The 17,855-nt window shown below is 52.0% G+C and carries 16 protein-coding genes; 4 read left to right on the forward strand and 12 right to left on the reverse strand.

The window, feature by feature from the left end; translation table 11 throughout:
* Positions 1-74: 74 nt before the first annotated feature.
* A complete protein-coding gene (locus HA50_RS25930) occupies positions 75-1,100 on the reverse strand; it encodes a bifunctional transcriptional activator/DNA repair enzyme AdaA (protein WP_084879656.1) in 1,026 nt (341 codons plus the stop codon).
* A complete protein-coding gene (locus tag HA50_RS25935) occupies positions 1,084-1,860 on the reverse strand; it encodes an isocitrate lyase/PEP mutase family protein (RefSeq protein WP_084879657.1) in 777 nt (258 codons plus the stop codon). Before HA50_RS25935 ends, HA50_RS25930 begins: the two co-directional genes overlap by 17 nt.
* Before the next feature lie 301 nt (positions 1,861-2,161).
* Here HA50_RS25935 and HA50_RS25940 point away from each other — a divergent pair, with 301 nt between their 5' ends.
* Entirely contained in the window at positions 2,162-2,740 is a 579-nt protein-coding gene (locus HA50_RS25940; RefSeq protein ID WP_084879658.1) for a hypothetical protein, read from the forward strand.
* A gap of 467 nt (positions 2,741-3,207) precedes the next feature.
* Here the strand turns inward: HA50_RS25940 and HA50_RS25945 are convergent, their stop codons facing one another.
* From HA50_RS25945 to HA50_RS25955, 3 genes are all read right to left on the reverse strand, one after another.
* Positions 3,208-4,191 carry a saccharopine dehydrogenase family protein gene (locus HA50_RS25945; protein ID WP_084879659.1) on the reverse strand — a complete coding sequence of 328 codons (984 nt, stop codon included), beginning with the start codon at positions 4,189-4,191 and terminating at the stop codon, positions 3,208-3,210.
* Between the two features lie 69 nt (positions 4,192-4,260).
* A complete protein-coding gene (locus HA50_RS25950) occupies positions 4,261-4,662 on the reverse strand; it encodes a VOC family protein (RefSeq protein WP_084879660.1) in 402 nt (133 codons plus the stop codon).
* A 15-nt stretch (positions 4,663-4,677) separates the two neighbouring features.
* Positions 4,678-5,421 (reverse strand): SDR family NAD(P)-dependent oxidoreductase, encoded by a 744-nt coding sequence (locus HA50_RS25955; RefSeq protein ID WP_084879661.1) that lies wholly within the window; start codon positions 5,419-5,421, stop codon positions 4,678-4,680.
* A gap of 137 nt (positions 5,422-5,558) precedes the next feature.
* Between HA50_RS25955 and HA50_RS25960 the strand changes: the two genes are divergently transcribed.
* The 3 genes from HA50_RS25960 to HA50_RS25970 all read left to right on the forward strand — a co-directional run bounded on the left by HA50_RS25960 (position 5,559) and on the right by HA50_RS25970 (position 8,630).
* Complete coding sequence (locus tag HA50_RS25960; protein WP_084879662.1) at positions 5,559-6,440, forward strand: AraC family transcriptional regulator; 882 nt, start codon at positions 5,559-5,561, stop codon at positions 6,438-6,440.
* A 349-nt stretch (positions 6,441-6,789) separates the two neighbouring features.
* On the forward strand, positions 6,790-7,839 hold the full coding sequence (locus HA50_RS25965) for a hypothetical protein (RefSeq protein ID WP_084879663.1): 1,050 nt from the start codon (positions 6,790-6,792) through the stop codon (positions 7,837-7,839).
* Positions 7,840-7,856: 17 nt separating this feature from the next.
* Positions 7,857-8,630: a hypothetical protein gene (locus HA50_RS25970; RefSeq protein WP_084879664.1), complete on the forward strand. Its 774-nt coding sequence runs from the start codon at positions 7,857-7,859 to the stop codon at positions 8,628-8,630.
* A gap of 594 nt (positions 8,631-9,224) precedes the next feature.
* Here HA50_RS25970 and HA50_RS25975 read toward each other — a convergent pair.
* The 7 genes from HA50_RS25975 to HA50_RS26005 all read right to left on the reverse strand — a co-directional run bounded on the left by HA50_RS25975 (position 9,225) and on the right by HA50_RS26005 (position 17,516).
* Positions 9,225-10,574, reverse strand: coding sequence for an MFS transporter (locus HA50_RS25975; RefSeq protein ID WP_084879665.1), 1,350 nt, complete (start codon positions 10,572-10,574; stop codon positions 9,225-9,227).
* A gap of 308 nt (positions 10,575-10,882) precedes the next feature.
* The gene (locus HA50_RS25980; RefSeq protein WP_084879666.1) at positions 10,883-11,851 is read right to left on the reverse strand and encodes a sugar-binding transcriptional regulator; all 969 of its coding nucleotides are present in this window, start codon (positions 11,849-11,851) and stop codon (positions 10,883-10,885) included.
* Between the two features lie 121 nt (positions 11,852-11,972).
* Positions 11,973-12,830 (reverse strand): phosphogluconate dehydrogenase C-terminal domain-containing protein, encoded by an 858-nt coding sequence (locus tag HA50_RS25985; RefSeq protein ID WP_084879667.1) that lies wholly within the window; start codon positions 12,828-12,830, stop codon positions 11,973-11,975.
* A 5-nt stretch (positions 12,831-12,835) separates the two neighbouring features.
* Positions 12,836-13,645 (reverse strand): sugar phosphate isomerase/epimerase family protein, encoded by an 810-nt coding sequence (locus HA50_RS25990; RefSeq protein WP_084879668.1) that lies wholly within the window; start codon positions 13,643-13,645, stop codon positions 12,836-12,838.
* Entirely contained in the window at positions 13,645-14,421 is a 777-nt protein-coding gene (locus HA50_RS25995; RefSeq protein WP_084879669.1) for a triose-phosphate isomerase family protein, read from the reverse strand. The genes HA50_RS25990 and HA50_RS25995 overlap by 1 nt, the downstream gene beginning before the upstream one ends.
* A gap of 3 nt (positions 14,422-14,424) precedes the next feature.
* Entirely contained in the window at positions 14,425-16,173 is a 1,749-nt protein-coding gene (locus HA50_RS26000; RefSeq protein ID WP_084879670.1) for a dihydroxyacetone kinase family protein, read from the reverse strand.
* A gap of 2 nt (positions 16,174-16,175) precedes the next feature.
* Positions 16,176-17,516: an MFS transporter gene (locus HA50_RS26005; protein WP_084879671.1), complete on the reverse strand. Its 1,341-nt coding sequence runs from the start codon at positions 17,514-17,516 to the stop codon at positions 16,176-16,178.
* Positions 17,517-17,855: the final 339 nt, after the last annotated feature.

The following is a 17,855-nucleotide window of genomic DNA, read 5'->3' on the forward strand; positions in this document are numbered from 1 at the left end:
CATTTTGGCACGAAGCGGACAGCTCCAGGAATGTGATGCCCGTTAGGAGCAGCCAGTCTTACGCATCGACTCATCTAACGGTTATCTCGTTCATGCTCGATAAGCCACTCTTTGCGTGAGATACCGCCATCTTTACCAATAATTCTGTGGCATGGAATGACAATCGCAATTCGGTTTGCTGCATTAGCTGCGGCAACTGCGCGTACAGCAGCGGGTTTATTAAGGATCAGCGAAATATCCTGGTAGCGTGAGGTCTGTCCATAAGGAATAGCACGCAGTTCCTGCCAGACGGATCGTTGAAAATCACTGCCCTGGATATCGAGTATGAGATCAAACTGCTGGCGTGTTCCGGCAAAATATTCGCTGATTTCTTTAACTGTCTGCCGTGTATGACGGTTTTCTCCGGTGACAATTTTGGCGTTCAGTAAACGCTGGATGTCGCGAAACTCAGTTTCTAACAACCGGTGATCGGTAAACTCCAGCAGGCAGACTCCCTGATCTGTGGTGCAGACGAACATAGGCCCCAGCGTAGTAGTAAACCGGTGAATGAGAATGACCTGCGTGGTCTGAGTCGGGGCTGCGCCAGTGAGCCGCTTGTAGGTATAACCAAACCCGCTTAAGGATTCGTAGCCACTATCCAGAGCGACATCAGTTGCCGCACGTCCACTTTTCAGCTCCTGAAGGGCGATATTTACCCGCTGCATTCGCTGAAAGGCCTGAAAAGTGATGCCGTGATGTTGCAGGAACCAGCGTCGCACCCGCTCCGGGCTGATCCCATGTCTGCGCAGGTCCGCGTCGGATATGCGCGATTTGATATCGTGCCTGACCAGCGCAAGCGCCTGTTCGACAAATAACGGCGCGCTGTGTGCATTTTCAGCTGGCCGACAGACTTTACAGGGACGAAAGCCAGCCGCCAGGGCAGATTTAGCATCTTTATAAAATTCAACGTTTTCACGTTTGGGCTTTCGCGCCCGGCATACCGAGATGCAAAATACGCCCGTCGTTTTGACGCCAACAAAAAACACCCCCGTATATTCTGGAGCGCGTTCAAGTAATGCCTGATACCAGACATCACACAGCTCATTATTTACCACTTTCATCGACAAAAAGTCCTTCAAACGTCTGATGCGAGCGGATCGCAGACATCAAATCAGTCAGCTTAGACTGAAGGGCCGAATGAACAAAATTACCCATTGAAATGCGGCTTACCCCTGCCAGTTTCAGCCTGCCGAACGACGGAAGATCTGGCATACACATGACATTCAAAGGCAGATCAATGGCTTCAGCAATGATGCTAATGTCTATCTCTGATGTCAGGCAGGGAACAAAAAGGCCGTCAGCACCTGCAGCTTTATAGAGCTGACCGCGTAGTAATGTCTCCTGTAACGCTCTTTCATGCGTAAGCAGGTATGTGTCAGTACGGACGTTCAGAAACAGGCCATAACCCTCACTTTTGAGCGCATTGCATACCGATTTTAGCGTAGCGGAGAATTCAGATGCATCATCAAGCTGACGAACTTGCTTAATGACTCTACTGTCTTCAAGGTTTACGCCGGATACGCCTATCTGAGCAAGGCGTTTGAGATTGGCTGTTATCTCCTCAGCTGAATCACCATATCCTGCTTCCATATCAACGCTCAATGGCAGGTCACTGACCGCCCGGATACGGGTAACCATATAAAGTAATTCATCAAACGGCATGCTCTGACCGTCTTCATATCCTAATGTGGCAGCTATTGCTGCGCTGGACGTTCCCAGAGCCTGATAACCGGCTTTTTGCGCTGCGACAGCACTGACGGCATCCCATACGTTAGCGATAAGTAGAGGATTATTTTGGTTGTGGAGTTCTGCAAAGTTCATATTTACGTCCTCTTAATCAGGTCGGAAATGAATCTAAGCATTCAGTAAAAAAGGCACAACCGAAATTCAGACGACCATTTTTTGCAAGGTTGGATCAGGTCAGTTTGGTATGCGGGGTTGACCCGGCCGTAACTTTTCAAGGTCTGCTTCACGCCCTGAGACATTCGACAAGCTTTTTATGGCAGGTATCAGGCATGACTGGCGTAAACGCTTCAGGAAATCACAGGGGCTTATGCGGGTTCTTGTTTGCTGTAAGGCATCTGTTACTCTGGTTGGGCTTGAAGGATAACAAGGAGGTAACATGCTGAACCCTGGATTCGTTACCAGTAGAGCACTTGCGCAATGGCAGGATATACCCGTTTTCTTGCCACAGTTTCAGTTCCATGAAAAACACCAGACCGTCATCAAGACGCACTCGCCTGAAAAAATCCTGCCGCTAATAGCGGAATTCGATATGCAGCAGGACGCCGTCATCCGGCTTTTGATGTCTGTGCGACAACTTCCGCAAAAATTCCGGCGCAATAAACAACCCCAGGCGGTTAGCCGCTTTGGCCTGGACAGTTTTACTCTGCTGGAAAAGTCAGCATCCGAGCTCTGCTACGGGTTACGGGGACAATTCTGGCGTGCAGATTTTGGCCTGGAGAACGTGCCGGATACTGACGCTTATCTGGCGCCAGTAATGCCGGGCAGCGCAAAGCTCTTACTGCGCTACCGGGTAACTAAAGTGAAAGAGGGGCAACATGAGCTGCAAACTGAAACGTTTATTTACTGTCCGGATCGAGCTACTCAGCTGAAAATGACGGCTTACTGGCTGGCAATACGGGCAGGTAGTGGATGGATTCGAAAAAGGACGCTTATGGCTGTTAAGTCCGTTATTTGATAACAACGACAGGCGCAAGGCATAGTCTACGTTGAGCGAACAGCGGACTGTGCAGACATCCATTATCTTCCGAACTATAACATTCCTGCTTGTGCGCAAAGTATCGAAGCCATGGATAACCCATAGCCCACGTAAAGGTATGCTTGTTTTTTGTTCACTATGGCTTTCATTAGGCAGAGAATTCCAGCAAAACAAGACGGAATGGCAAGTAACGTAAAAATGTTCATTAATATCTACTCCAATACATTTTGCAGCCCACCAACTTATCATAATACTAAAACAAGGGCTGCTGAGAGCGAAGAGCAGACACGGTGAGCCAGATTTAAGCTGACGTGTTGCAATAAAGACTCTATGAGGTGTTAAAGCTCTGGATTAAGGAAGTCCATTAATATGTTTGAGGATATGAAGGCAGGAAATATTCAATGGGCCAAAATTCATTAGCCCATTGAGTCATTTGGACCGGAGGTTTACATCTCAGTGATCCGCGTATCGGCGATGGTTTCCGCGAAATGTTTCCCAAATAAGCCTACAGGCGTCTGGAAACCAGGTATTGTTTCTCCCGCCAGTACCCGGCGCGCTGCCTCCGCCGCGGCCATGGCGGTAAAACTATAGCCATTCACAGTATCGAGCTGCATCTGCACAATTTTTCCATCCACATTTACGGCCTCAGCAACAGCCTGATATCGGTTATTCAGGCGTTCCTGTTCTGTTGGGCCATCCGCTAAAAGTGACAGGTCCCCTTGGGGAAATTCTGTGCTGCTGAGATGCACAAAAGTCTCAATGTCTGGAATGTTTGTGGTCATCCAGACAGTTGTCAGGTCTGGCAACGTTACCGGAAAACATTCCACGGGTCCTACGCCAAAATCAAAACTTCTGATATGGGCAGGATCCTGAGGTATTAACCTGCCGTTTGAACGTTTGAGGCATTCCGGAGAGAGATTTTCAGACGCGCTGATGGCGGATCCTCGCGACATCGGCCCGGCGACATTCAAAGCAAGGGCGATTTTTTTCGGAGCAGATATCCGCTCTGCCGCATGTGCTGCCAGGCACCCCAGCATGGCCACGCTGCCACCGCATCCCGGAAGGAGCATCACGCTCGCAGCCGCTGCATCGGCATCAAGAACTTCAGCGATCCTGTAGCTGTCGGGTTCGGCAGCGACATCCAGATAATGCGTTTTACTGTCTACAGCCGCCCTCATCAAAGCATTGGCCGTATACATAAACGGTCCGGCGCAGTTCAGCACAACCGCAACGTCCTTTAGGGCCGCAATAACTGTCTCTGGTTCGTCAAGAGAGAAGGCCCGATATGGGACATTTAACCCTGCGGCCATGGAGGCGAGTTTATTTTCGTTACGCCCGGCAATGATAAGCGGGACGCCGCAAGCCAGAGCATAAGCGGTTATCAGGCCGCCTGTGTAACCGGTCGCGCCGTAAATCATTATGCTTTTCATGAAATTCTTGTACCTGAAATTGATCTGCTGATTTTGGACCTGAACGGAGTTGGATTCGTCATCACAGTCTTACTTACCGTGCTGCCAGCTTTTATAGACAAATTCCAGACTGTAGCCATCGGGATCTCGGACCTGCGCCGCGTAGTAGCGTGGATCATAATGAAGTTGTGGGCCGGGAGGATGAATCACTGTTGCACCCGCCGACAGGGCCGCGGCGTAAGCCTGATTTACTGCGGATTCGGAATCGCCCGCGAAGCCCACATGGATGGCATCCGGACACACCGTTCCCTGACGCAGCCAGAAGAATATTTTTCCGTTTGCACCAAATCCTTTAAGGTCGGGATGACCGGATGGCCCCTCTTTACCGTCATAATCGTGACGGACAGATATACCGAGGGCGGGTAATACGCGCGCATAGAAGCTGACCGAACGGTCAACGTCACTGACGGAAAGAAAAAGATGATCAAGCATAAAGTGCTCCTGAAATCAGATGTTATATCCGCCCGCGACTTCAATCGTCTGAGCATTGATCCAGCCGCTATCGGCAGAAAGTAAAGAGGCGATGACGCGCGCAACCTCTTCCGGTTCACCCACTCGCCCGAGTGCCGTTTGGGAGGCAAGCAGATTTTCAAATTCCTCGTTCAGTCCTCCTCCCAGTTCAGTTCGGATAGCCCCTGGTGAGACAGCATTTACCCGGATGCCGCGTTCACCGAACTCCTTCGCCATATAACGGGTCAGAACTTCAAGTCCCCCTTTAAAGGCGGCGTAAGGGGCGACGCCTGAAGTGGCTACTCGCGTGGTGGCGCTCGTCATGTTGATGATGCACGCATCGCGGCGCAGCAGGGGCAGTAGCGTCTGCGTCAGAAAGAAAGGTCCCTTCAGATGTACATTCATCAGGCTGTCGAACTGGTTCTCCGTGACGGTTTCAATCGGGTTAAAAAGCCCATATCCGGCATTATTAACCAGGCCATCCAGGCCACCATCTTCCCAGCGTGAATGCATCACCTGTTCAAGTTCAGCACGAAAATGTTTGAAAGAACCGGTATTCCCAACGTTCAGCTGCAACGCGACGGCTTCGCCACCCTCTGCCTCAATACGTTCAACCACACTGGTGGCAGCTTCAGGCTGGCTGTTCCAGGTCAGTATGACGCGATAACCGAGTTGGGCACATTTCAGGGCGGTGCTTGCACCGATGCCCCGGCTGCCGCCGGTAATCAAAACATTTTTCATATTAGCCTCTGCAAGTGAGTGTTGACGCAACAGAGGTTACGCTTTTGCCGGGCGTAAGGCTGATGCGATCCTATTCACAATTTGCCTAATCCTGCCTCTCTCTTGTTGTGCTTACAGCGACGTGATATCAATCGGGGATGGAAAAACAATTACAGAAGTTACGCGAATTTGCGTCCGGCGCGGGTAATCAGCGTACCGAAACCGGCATTCCACGGGTTGCAATGGTGCAGGGAGAAATCCCTGAACATCGCCTGTCAGCGGTTTATGAACCGATGATTAACCTGATTCTGACAGGTTCTAAAAGCATGACGGTCGGTGAGAGAACGCTGCGATATGATCCCGCGACATACTTTGTTATGTCGGTGGATTTACCCGCAGTGGGACAGGTCTTTGCCGATGAGCACACCCTTGCACCTTATCTGGCTGTCAGCCTGACTCCTGAGCCGGAAATTCTTGCGGATTTGCTGGCCGGTTTGCCCGATTCTGGCTCGCGTTCTCTTTACAACGCGGGTTTTTCTGTCGCGCCCGTTACCTCGGAACTCCTCGACGCCTGGGTCAGAATGCTCAGTCTGATTAACAAGCCGGATGAAGTCGCGGCTCTGGCTCCGGCGTATGAGCGCGAAATCCTGTTCCGGGTGCTGCAGGGACCGCTGGGCTGGATGTTGCGGGACATTGCAACGCCTGAAACGCATATGGCACGGATCCACAAAGTGATTAACTGGCTAAAACAAAACTACATGCAGAGCATACGTGTTGAAGAACTGGCAGAAATGGCCGCACTGAGTGTTTCGGCCTTTCATCGACACTTCCGCGCAGTGACATCACTCAGTCCGGTGCAGTATCAGAAAAGGATGCGCCTGATGCAGGCCCGGCTCAGGCTTTCCACTTCAGATGCCAACATTACAACCATTGCTTTGTCTGTTGGATATCAGAGCCACACCCAATTCAGTCGTGAATACGCCCGCCAGTTTGGCCGACCACCGTCAGCAGACCTGAAAAGTATGGAACGGAGGAAATAACTTCATGTTCTTGTTAAAACCCGTTCTCGTGGTCTGAAAGGGTCATTCAAGGTTACGCGCGTCAAATTCGGCCTGAGCGTGAGGTCACTCCATAGGGGCATTGACTTTGGACAGTAGGTCAAAGTCATCTGTCATCTCGAACCCATGGTGGTTTTTCCAGGAACCGGAACTGGGGCAGGAAAAGTTGAGTAACGCATTAGTTAGCATTCGGTTCTCCGACAATGGTGGCAAAGATATCATTTGCATTAAAAATCCAATAAAAACAATAAGTTAATTTGTTTTTTTATGGTTTTATGTTTTAGTAACGCATATGCGTTACTATGAGTAAAGACGTTACTGAGGTGATGAAATGAAGAGTTTATTAGCTGATGCACTAAGATACATCGAGTCATCATTTCTGATCGATACGAAAATTTTGCAGGAAATAGATGAAAATCTTCCATTTCAGCTAAGAAAGAGCGCTGCTTTGTGCATCGTAAGTATCGATGAAAGAAAGTTTACGGTTTTGACTGTAGAAGATCCTGCGCTGCTGGTATCTAATAATTTTGTACATCTCAAACGACTAGAGGCAAAATCAGACTTACCATTAATTCTAGTAACATCTGAACTAACTTTTGAATTAAAAAACATATCTAAACAACTAAAGAATGGGTTGGTCATTCCTGGCCGTTATGTTTCAATGCCCTCTTTGATGCTTCAGAGTGAATCGCAAAAAGTTATTCCCGATCGATGGGTTGATACAGAAAATAGCTATGGCATTATTCCTTCATACTTGTTGACTTACTATCTTTCAGATTATTTTGATGATGGTTTTAACAGTTCATATATTATGGAGCTTCTGGGTATCTCAAAAATGGCGTTTTCCAGAGCTGTTAAAGAGCTTTTATCCCATAAATTAATATCTGAAACTTCATACGGACGCAGTTCACATTTTCAATTCACAGAATCGCGAAAAAAGATTTGGAACCATTATCGGCATAGGGTATCACCTCTCTCGACAGGATTTGTACCTGTCAGAAATGAAACGATTAAAGCAGCAGAAATCTTTCTTTCTGGAGAATCTGCCCTATCAAAGTATACTCTATTAGGCTCACCCTCCAGACCTTTTTTGGGAAAGTGCTTGACAGATAAAGACAGATATATGAGGCCTATAACACCGGCAACCATGAAAGGTGACTAKTTTTTTAAAATGCTTAACATTTTGGATGATGCGGAATATTACCATGCTCATATCGAAGGTTTTGCAATGCTTCAGATTTTTCCTTATCAACCAGTCATTCAAAATGATGCGTTGAACAAAACTTTTCTTCTGTTTTCCAGGTTCAACACAACGGATTTAAGAGTGAAGTCATCATATAATGAACTTGAAGAGCAGGTGTACTCTAAGCTTAAAGATTAACAAAAAAGGAATTTAGTATGGAAGGTGAAGCTTTTTTAACAGAGTATATGCATCAATATGCTGATGATTATATTCTCATCGGTGGTAATGCATGCGCATTAAACTTTGAAAGTGTTGGTGCTGACTTCAGAGCGACTGTTGATCTAGATATAGTTCTTATTACTGAAAGTACCAATGACCAATTTTACGAGCATTTATGGAATTACATTTTCGAACATGGTTATGAGGGGAAAGTGTACAGGGGAAGCAATGCAGGAGGTTCAGCCTATCGTTTCATCCTACCTGAAGAAAATCGTGTTCCAAATGTGCCTGCACAAATAGAGCTTTTTTCCAGGAAACCGGATTACTTCAATGAAGTCTTTGCCAAAAGGTCCCACATTACCCCGATCAAAACAGGCCAGGGGATCTCAAATTTTTCTGCCATTTTACTTGATGACGATGTGTATGAATTTATAAAGTCGTCAAGAACTTCATTGAAAGGGATTTCAACAGTAAATCTTGAGTGCCTTTTCGGACTTAAGTCAGTTGCATGGCACAGCAATCAAGCCCTCTTTGATGAAAAGAAAATCAACGACAAGAATACAATACTTAAGCATCCACAAGACATGATTAGTATTGTTAGTGTGATTGAAGACCCTGAAATTACTTTATTTCCAGCTCAGATATTTGACAGTTTGCAGCATTCAAGAGAGCGCCTCTTAAGTCAGGATGTTCGCGCAGAATTACAAGCAACACCGCCCAGCATCGATATTACGATTGAGTACATAGATACTTTCGTCGCCAGAAAATAAGTCTTACCTGCTCCGAATAAATTGCATACAGCAATGTTAAGTAGTGAAATACTTAACGCGCTTTTGTAAAGGTTCACTTCTGGCACTGGACAGACGTTGATGAGGATGCCCTCTCTGACTTTCTGGCGTAGCAGGATCACCAGCCCGTTTCGCGGGGCAGGTGGTTGACATACGAATGTAAACGCAACATTCTGTGCGCTGGTTATCTGCCGGGGCCTATCATGTGGATTATTCGCACAGGTGGAATATTACGGTGTAGGTAATGGGCATAGCCACTTGAGTTTCCAGAATGGCAAGGAAACTAAACGCGGGACAGTAAAAAGGTCGCTGATGCGACCTTAAGATAAAAAACATTGGATTGAGCACAGATATACGCGAGCCTGTAAATAATTCTGTGTAACTCCTTCCTGTTAAAGATGATCGCTCAGGCGGTTACCGAACTCGATAATAAAACGGTTGTGTCTGGTAAGCTGGTAATGACTGCCTGTTCAGAGATGGAGACGCGATGCCTTCATCCCTTTACAGCAAACCGTAACAAATGCGTGCAGCCATTGACCTGGGCGGTATTCATGCCGCCCCCTGCCTTCTATCACGCTATTTAGCATCGTCGATCAATGAGAGATCGCGGCCACGGGTTTCCGGGGTAAAGAAGGTGGTAATAAAGCCCACCAGTGACATGCCCCCGACATAACAGGCGACAGACCACCAGGCGTTGCCGGTGTAATACAACAGGATTGATCCCACCATCGGGGCAATCCCCCCGGAAATAATCGCGCTGAACTCGCGGGCTACCGCCACGCCCAGATAGCGATTCTGGCTGCCAAACATCTCCGGTAACAGCGAGACCTGGGGGCCGAGCATACTGGGAATGCCGATACCAATGCCGATAGCGATGACCGCGACGCTGAGCGTGACATCGCCGGTCGAAAGACCGAACCAGGCAGGGAAGGCAAACAGGATCATGCCGAGGCAGGCATAGCGTGATAGCGGAACGCGGCCATATTTGTCCGACAGCCAGCCAAAGAAGGGGACGCAGACTAAGCCAATAAGACAACCCAGCACAATTGCCAGCGAGCCAAGTGCCGCGCTCATTCCTTTCACCGAGGTGATATAGCTCAGCGTCAGGGTGTAATAGATGTAGGAGTTACCGTTCTCCGCAATACGCAAGCCAATCCCGCGCAGCAAAGAAGGTTTGGAGGTTCTCAGCAATTGTTTCACCGGATGCTCAACGGTGATGTCTCTGGCCTCCAGCTTCACGAACGTCGGGCTTTCCTGCAATCGATAACGGATAAACAACGCCACGATCAGCAGGACAACTGAAGCGAGAAAAGGAATACGCCAGGCACCGCCAAGCAAAACGCTATGGTCCAGCGTTCCCAGCCAGACGTAAGCGCCTGATGCCAGCAGCAGGCCGCCAGGAATGCCGATAAAGGGAAGTGACGCATAGTATCCGCGTTTTTCAGGCGGCGCATACTCCGTCATCAGAATGGCCACCCCGGCCTGTTCTGCGCCTGCTCCCAGACCCTGTAACAACCGCAGCAGGATCAGCAAAGCCGGTGCCAGCATACCAACCTGCGCGCTGGTGGGTAACAGCCCCATCAGCGTCGATGAGGCTCCCATCAATGAAATGGTGGCGATCAGCACAAACTTTCGCCCCAGCCGATCGCCTAACAGGCCAAAAAAGATGGCACCCAGCGGCCTGACAACAAAACCAATGGCCAGCGTGGCGAAGCTGGCAATCAGACCAGCGGCGGGACCCAGTGCTGGGAAAAAAAGCTGACCGAATATCAGCGCGGATGCCATGCCATACAGCGCGTAATCATAATATTCGATAATGGTGCCGATGACGCTGGCCTGACTTGCCCGCCTCAGGTTTTCCTTTGAAATATTCCTGTCCACTGCATTTACGGCGGCTGGCGATTCTATTGATGAAATTTCAGTCATAGGAACCTCAGGTCAACGAAAAGGGGATGTTCAAAAGATTAATAAACGATCTTTTGTTTGATGCTTTTTATCTCATTTAGTCGAAGGTATTTCAGGGTTTTCCAGTAAAACCCAGTTTGTCGACATAAATGCTGAGATAATCAGGCTACCATCCATCCCGGGTGGTTGATGAGATGTTGATCATGTGTTTATTAAGTGTTCATAAGTTTATTTTGGAGGGATTGCCTTGTTGAAAGGTTACGAATCATATAGCAGGGCAAATATGGAGGGGCATAGGTCAATTGCCCCCTGAAGGAGATGTGAGGAGATTACTTTTTCGACAGGCTGAGGATAGTGCGGATGTTTTGTGCCGTGGTGGCAATGATATCAATGGCACCGGTACGCAGCGCACCGAGAATCGCCATCGCTTTGGTGTTCTCCGAGGCTACGGCAATCACGCAGGGGATCTTGCGCAATTCATCAATGCTCAGTCCAATCACACGATCGTTCATCACGGTGTCGACATGCTCCCCCTGCGCATTGAAGAAATCATACCCGGCGATGTCTCCGGTAACGCCCTGATTCACGCTGGCGTCGATAATTTCATGCGGGGTGAACCAGCCCAGCTTCACCATATAGCTGTTTTCATTCATATCACCGATGCCCACCAGGGCGATATCGGCTTTGCGCGCGCGATCCAGCGTTTCTTTGATGGTGCCGTTCTGCATAAATGCTTCTTTTAACGCGCGGTTTTCCACGTAGGCCGGGGCATACAGGGATTCACTGGTACCACCAAACTTCTTCGCCAGACGACGGCTGATATGGTCAGCATTGATGGCATCACCGGGGCGGTGCGTCCCGCCGATGCCGCAAATGAAGTGGCAATTACGCATCGGTACCTGACCGGGATGATCGGCGACCGCCGCTACGTTGCTTCCCTGGCCGACAGCGACCACGGTGTTATCTTTCAGTGATTGAGCCAGATGGGAGGAAACCAGTGCGGCGACCTGGCGACGTTGTTCTTCCGCATCCTGGAGATCCAGCGCGATCAGCGCCCGTTGCAACTGCGGAAAACGCTCCAGCAGTTGTTGCTCCAGACGGGTACTGAATACCGGGTGGTAGCGCACGTTGATCTCGACGATACCTTCTTCGCGTGCCCGCTTCAGCAGACGGCCAACTTTAATACGTGAAATACCAAACTTACGCGCAATCTCTTCCTGGGTAATTTCATCCTGATAATAGGCAACGGCAATTTCCGTCAGCAGCTCGGCATCCTGAGATAGCGTGTTTTTATTCATTGGTTAACCTGCCTGGCAGCGAGATGTCTGGGTGAGTCGATATGCAATAGGGAGGAGTTATATCACTGATACGGCTCGCTTTGCCAGACAGCGGCATCGCAAGCCGTAATCATCATCACGGTTAACGGCGGATTGCGTCAATTTTCAGCATGCGGGCGATAACGATATCCAGTTCTTTCTGGTCAAAGATTTGTTTCCAGTCTGGTTTGACGATTTTCTCACGGCCATATTCCATGGCGATCATGCAGGCATCGGAGAAGGGGTTGGTGGCACGGAACGCCACCGCCAGCGCGATCTGAATATGACCATACAACATCGCTTTCGCCGCTTCTTCCGGGACGCCGCTGTGTTTGACGGTTTCGTCCAGCGCTTCTTTCATAAAGGCACCGACCATGCAGGCCACGGTTTCCACCAGCGTCGGCTCCAGATAGGCCAACTGGGTCACGGTCACCCAGTGGACCTGCTCAACCGGGCCGTACATCACGCTGATGACTTTACTCAGCTCCGCTTTCTGTTCATCGCTGCCGGTTTCATAGGACGCAGCAACGTGCTGAACGGCGGCCACGCCACCAAAGGCATCGGCATGTTCTTCTTTGGTATAACGCGCCAGAAACACTGAAGGGTGGCAGGGGTGCGCCACGGCATATTCGATGCCATCACGGTGAGCAATCAGGTTGGCATAGGCTGCGGCCGGATCGAGGGTCAGCAGCACGGCACCTTTCTTCATCTGCGGCACCACACCTTCAGAGACTTTACCCAGTACGATATCCGGCACCGCCAGAATCACCACGTCACTGAGCGGCACAACCGACGCTGCATCCGACAGCTCACGTCCCTGGGCAGTCACCTGCTCCTGGGCTTTCGGTGAATTTTCGCAATAAAACACCTGATAATCGCTTTTCTGGAAATTGGCAGAAATACGCATGCCCATTTTGCCGCCTGCGCCAATCACGGTGATAGTCTTCAGTGTATTGCTCATGGTTATTACTCCTGATCTTGTTTACTACGTAAGAATTCCACGGTGCGGCGCGTCCATTCGGCTTCGCGCTCGCAGGTCAGGCTGGCGTCGTCCTGCCACGGCAGCCAGTGTTCAACGATCTGATTGATACCTTTTTCCGCCGGACGCACGCTGGCGATCATGCGGTCGTAATCGAGCAGGCCTTCCCCCATCGGGCAACCAGCAAAGGTAAACCCAACCCAGCCATCACGGCGGGTAAAGGCGAAATCTTTGATATGCAGATTGCCAACGCGGGCAGCGGTATTGGCAATCACCTGCTCAGGCAGTTCCAGCCCGGCCACGCAGTTAGCGGGATCGAGACACACCCCGAGCCATGGCGAGAGGAATTTGTTGATCACCGACATCATGGCGGCGCTGTTGACCTGCTCATAGGTCTCCAGACACAACCGTACCTGCTGGCGGGCAAAGTCCGGCAGCACGGCGGCGATCAGTTCAGCGGCCTCTTCCAGCGAGGGGCGATGATCGGCGGTGTAGAACATGGAGCGCACCACGCGCGCATCAAGGATTGCGGCCATGTGTAGATAACGGCGCAGATGGGCGGTGCCCAGGCCACGGGTGCCGAGTTCCAGGGTAATCCCCAGCGCATCGGCCTGCTGACGCAGTGCCTGCAACTGTTCGTCTGACCAGCTTTCAATCGCCGGATAATCGCAAATCTGGAACACCGAAACATCCAGCTCCGCAGTCTGCTCAAGCATCTGGCTGAGCGTCAGTGGATGCGGGACTTTCGCTGACATACGCCAGAAAAACGCATAGGTACTGAGTCCGATACGGCTCATTAACGGATCTCCTTTAAAAGCACACTGGCTTCATCAACAATCTGCGCCAGCGCGTTCGGGTCATGGGCGAAACGGCCGAGGAACAGCCCATCGACGCTGCCTCCCAGACGCTGGATCAGCCCCGGCCCGGCGCTGCCGCCGTAAATCACCTGTAAGGTAATACCGGGTGGGGTGGGTAACTGACGCAGGCCAGCGCACACCGTCCGGATGTAGTCATCCGGCGCGGGCTGCGGAGCGCCAATTGCCCATTGTGGTTCGTAAGCAAACAGCAGGCTGCCGCGCAGGCCCTGTTGTTCCGCTTCTGCCAGCGCTTCGGCCAGCTGTTGTGCACAGAGTGCAATCGCCTGTTCGGGGCTACCCTCATGTTCTTCGCCAATGCACAGCACCGGCGTCAGGCCATGACGTAATGACATCGCCACCTTGGCGGCGATTTGGCTTTTATCTTCATGAAAATGCCGACGACGTTCAGCGTGGCCGATTTCCGCCAGTGAGCAGCGCAGCTCCTGCAACATGCTGGCGCTCACTTCGCCGGTCCAGGCGCCGTTTTCCGCCTGACAGACGTCCTGGCCGCCGAAACGCACCGGCGTATCGGCAAAGATCTCCGCGACCGCCGGGATAGCCGGGTAAGCAGGTAATACAAATAACCCGATCTCACCGCTCTGAATCGCCGGATGGCGCTGTGCCAGCCCGGCGGCATCACGACACCATGCCAGCGTCTGCTGATAGCCAAAGTACATTTTAAGGCTGACGCCGAGCCAGACTTTCGGTTGCGCCATGCTTCAGGCTCCCTGCTCGGTCGTCGTGGCCGGTTCTTTCAGCAGGCCACCGACGATATTCACCACCATCGCCAGCGAAATCGCTCCGGCATCCGGTGTACCCAGGCTCTTTTCCGCCAGTGGACGTGCGCGGCCCATTTTGGGTAACAGCTGTGCGGTGGCCTGTGCCGCCTGATCGGCAACCTGCGCCGCCTCCAGCCAGGCATCCGTCAGCGTCTTGCCTTTGGCGACGGCGGCATTCAGGCTATCGCTGAACGGCACCAGTACATCCACCATGGTTTTGTCACCGGGGCGGGCTTTGCCAAAATGCATAATGCCTTCTTTGGCGTGCAACACCCCGTTGGCGACGCGCTGTGCATCGGGTGCCTGCTGATCGCCAAGCGCAGTACCAAGCGCCGTCAACGCCACGCCCCACAAGGCTCCGGAGGTTCCACCGGCTTTATCTGCCCAGGCATCCGCAGCACGACACAACAGGCTTCCTGCACCGGCACCGCGTGCCGCGACATCACGGGCTTTTGCCACCGCACCGAGGGAACCACGCTCCATCCCGATACCGTGATCGCCATCGCCCGCAACGGCATCTATATCTCCCAGTTTTTCTGCATTGCGTTGCAGCATGGCGGCGACCGCCTCAAGCATGTGCAGCACGCGCTGCGCACTTTCCTGCGATTCCGTACTGGCCTCGGGCAGGGGTTCTTCTGCGCTTTCCACACATTCGGCGGCGCTAAGTGGTTCGGCGGCGATCACGCTGCCTTTGCGGTAGGCGGGGGTATTGGCCGGGGCGCGCCAGAAGGTTTCCAGCTCATCATCCAGCCACATCAGAGTGAGGGAAGCACCGGCCATATTGAAGCTGGTGACGAACTCGCCGACATCCGGTTCCACCACCTGCAATTGTGCTTCTGCCAGCAATTGCGAGACGCGGCGATACACCACAAACAGTTCTTCATATTTGACTGAGCCGAGACCGTTCAGGATTACCGCGACACGTTGTCCAGCCGGGCTTCCGATGTCTGGCGGCAGTTCACCCAGCAACCGATCGACAAAGATCTCCGCCAGCACATCAGCACGCGGAACATCGTCTTCTTTGATGCCGGGTTCACCGTGGATACCCATACCCAGCGCCATGCGTCCTTTTTCCACTTCAAACAGCGGATGCGTTGCCCCTGGCAGGCTACAGCCGGAAAACGCCACGCCAAAGGAGCGGGTACGTTCGTTAGCGTGTTGCGCCAGTTTCAGCACCGCTGCGAGGTCATAACCCGCTTCAGCTGCGGCGCAGGCTGCTTTAAATACCGTGAGATCACCGGCCACGCCGCGGCGTTTCTCGCGCTCGCTGACGCTGGCACTGGAGATATCATCGGTCACCGCCAGCACTTCGCAGGCAATGCCCTCAGCGCGCAGACGTTCATAGGCCTGGCCGAAATGCAGCACGTCACCGGCATAGTTGCCGAACATCAGCAACACGCCTGCGCCATTATGAGCGGCGCGCGCCACGTTATAGATTTGCTGCGCAGAAGGGGAGGCGAACAGATTTCCCATCGCGGCCCCGTGTGCCAGACCCTGTCCAACCAGACCGGCGAAGGCCGGATAGTGACCGGAGCCACCGCCCACCACAACGGCGACGGTATCCGGCTGGCTGCGTGTGCTGCGCACCACACCGCCGGGTACCTGACGAACTTTGTCGGCGTTAGCAGCGACAAATCCTTCAATCAGTTCAGCGGCAAAGGCTGAAGGTTGGTTAAACAGGTACGTCATTATTATTGCTCCTGTGCGAGAGAAGTTGGCTGATGCAGGGGTTGCGCGCGGTGGCGATTGAGCAGCAGCATCAAAATGGCGGACAGCAGCATGAATCCACCTACCACAAACATCGGCAGGGCATAGCTGCTGGTGGCGTCATGCAACGCACCGGTGATATAGCCCGCTGAAAAACCGGCGACATTGCCCAGGGTATTGATCAGGGCGATGGCCGCGGCGGCAGAAGCGCCGGTCAGGAACTGAGTCGGTAAGGTCCAGAAATTCGGTAAGGCAGCAAAAATCGAGCTGGCCGTAATCGCAATCACCAGAATGGTGGCCAGCGGTGAATCCATATACAGCGCCATCGGAACGCTGACGCCACCCGCAAGCGCGGGAATGGCGATGTGCCAGGTTTTGCAGCCGCGTCGGGTGGCATCTTTTGACCAGAAGAACATCACGACAGCGGCGATCAGATACGGCACGCCGGTGATCAGCCCTTTCTGCATCACGTTAAAGGTGGTGCCGAACTGTTGCTGGAAGCCCGAGATGATGGTGGGCAGGAAGAACGCCAGCGCGTACAGACCATAAATAAAGCCGAAGTAAATCAGGCACAGCATCCAGACGCGGCCATTGCCCATCACCGAACGTACGCTGTGATGTGCCTGGTGCTGTTTCGTCTGATGCTCTTTTTCCAGCTCGCTGGTCAGCCAGTTCTTTTCTTCCTCGTTTAGCCATTTGGCCTGACGCGGGGCATCCACCAGCCAGAACAGGGCCGCGATACCGATCAGGATCGCCGGGAGCGACACGCCCATAAACATCACGCGCCAGCCATCGAGGCCGAACAGGCCGTGCTGCTCAATCAGCCCTGCGGCCAGCGGTGCGCCAAACACTACGGTGAGCGGCTGTGCCAGATAAAACAGCGACAGGATTTTACTGCGATGGCGGGCGGGCACCCACATGCTGAGATACAAAATCGCACCCGGGAAGAAGCCTGCTTCGGCAATCCCCAGCAGCAGGCGCAGGGTATACAGGCCTTGCACGCTACTCACCCAGGTGAACAGCAATGACACGATCCCCCAGCTGATCATGATACGTGCCAGCCAGCGACGTGCGCCGAACCGATGCAGCGCCAGGTTGCTTGGCACTTCCAGCAGGATGTAGCCGATAAAGAACACCCCGGAAGCGAGACCAAATTGTAGCGCGGTGATGCCCAGGTCCTGGGTCATGCCATTCGGACCGGCAAAGGAGATCGCGGTGCGATCGAGGAAGTTAATAAAGAACATCAGGGCAACGAAGGGGACCAGTCGCCAGGATATTTTGCGGATAGTGGATTGTTCCACCGCCGCCAGATTCTGCTGACTCATAACGCACCTCCATGACGTGCGTGGTTGATCTTGATAAGCGGTGTTGGCCAGACGCAAACGGCGTGGTGGCTGCAAGTGAACGGTGAAATACAGGGCTGATTACACATGTTCGAGTCCTTCAGGGGTCTTCTTGTGCTTTGGTATCTGTAGCGAACAAATGAACATTACACGTATAAATGAGCACCTCTCAAGCGCCATTTCCGAAAAATGTGAGACGGCTCATATGTTAGGGAATTGATCAATATTTCGGACTTCAGGCCTTATTGTGGCCGGATTCCCTGCTGTAAAGGCTTCGTTATCGCAATGTGCTCAAAAATCCCGATAAAAACAAAAGAACTT

It is taken from the genome of Pantoea cypripedii, assembly GCF_002095535.1.
Lineage (GTDB): Bacteria > Pseudomonadota > Gammaproteobacteria > Enterobacterales > Enterobacteriaceae > Pantoea > Pantoea cypripedii.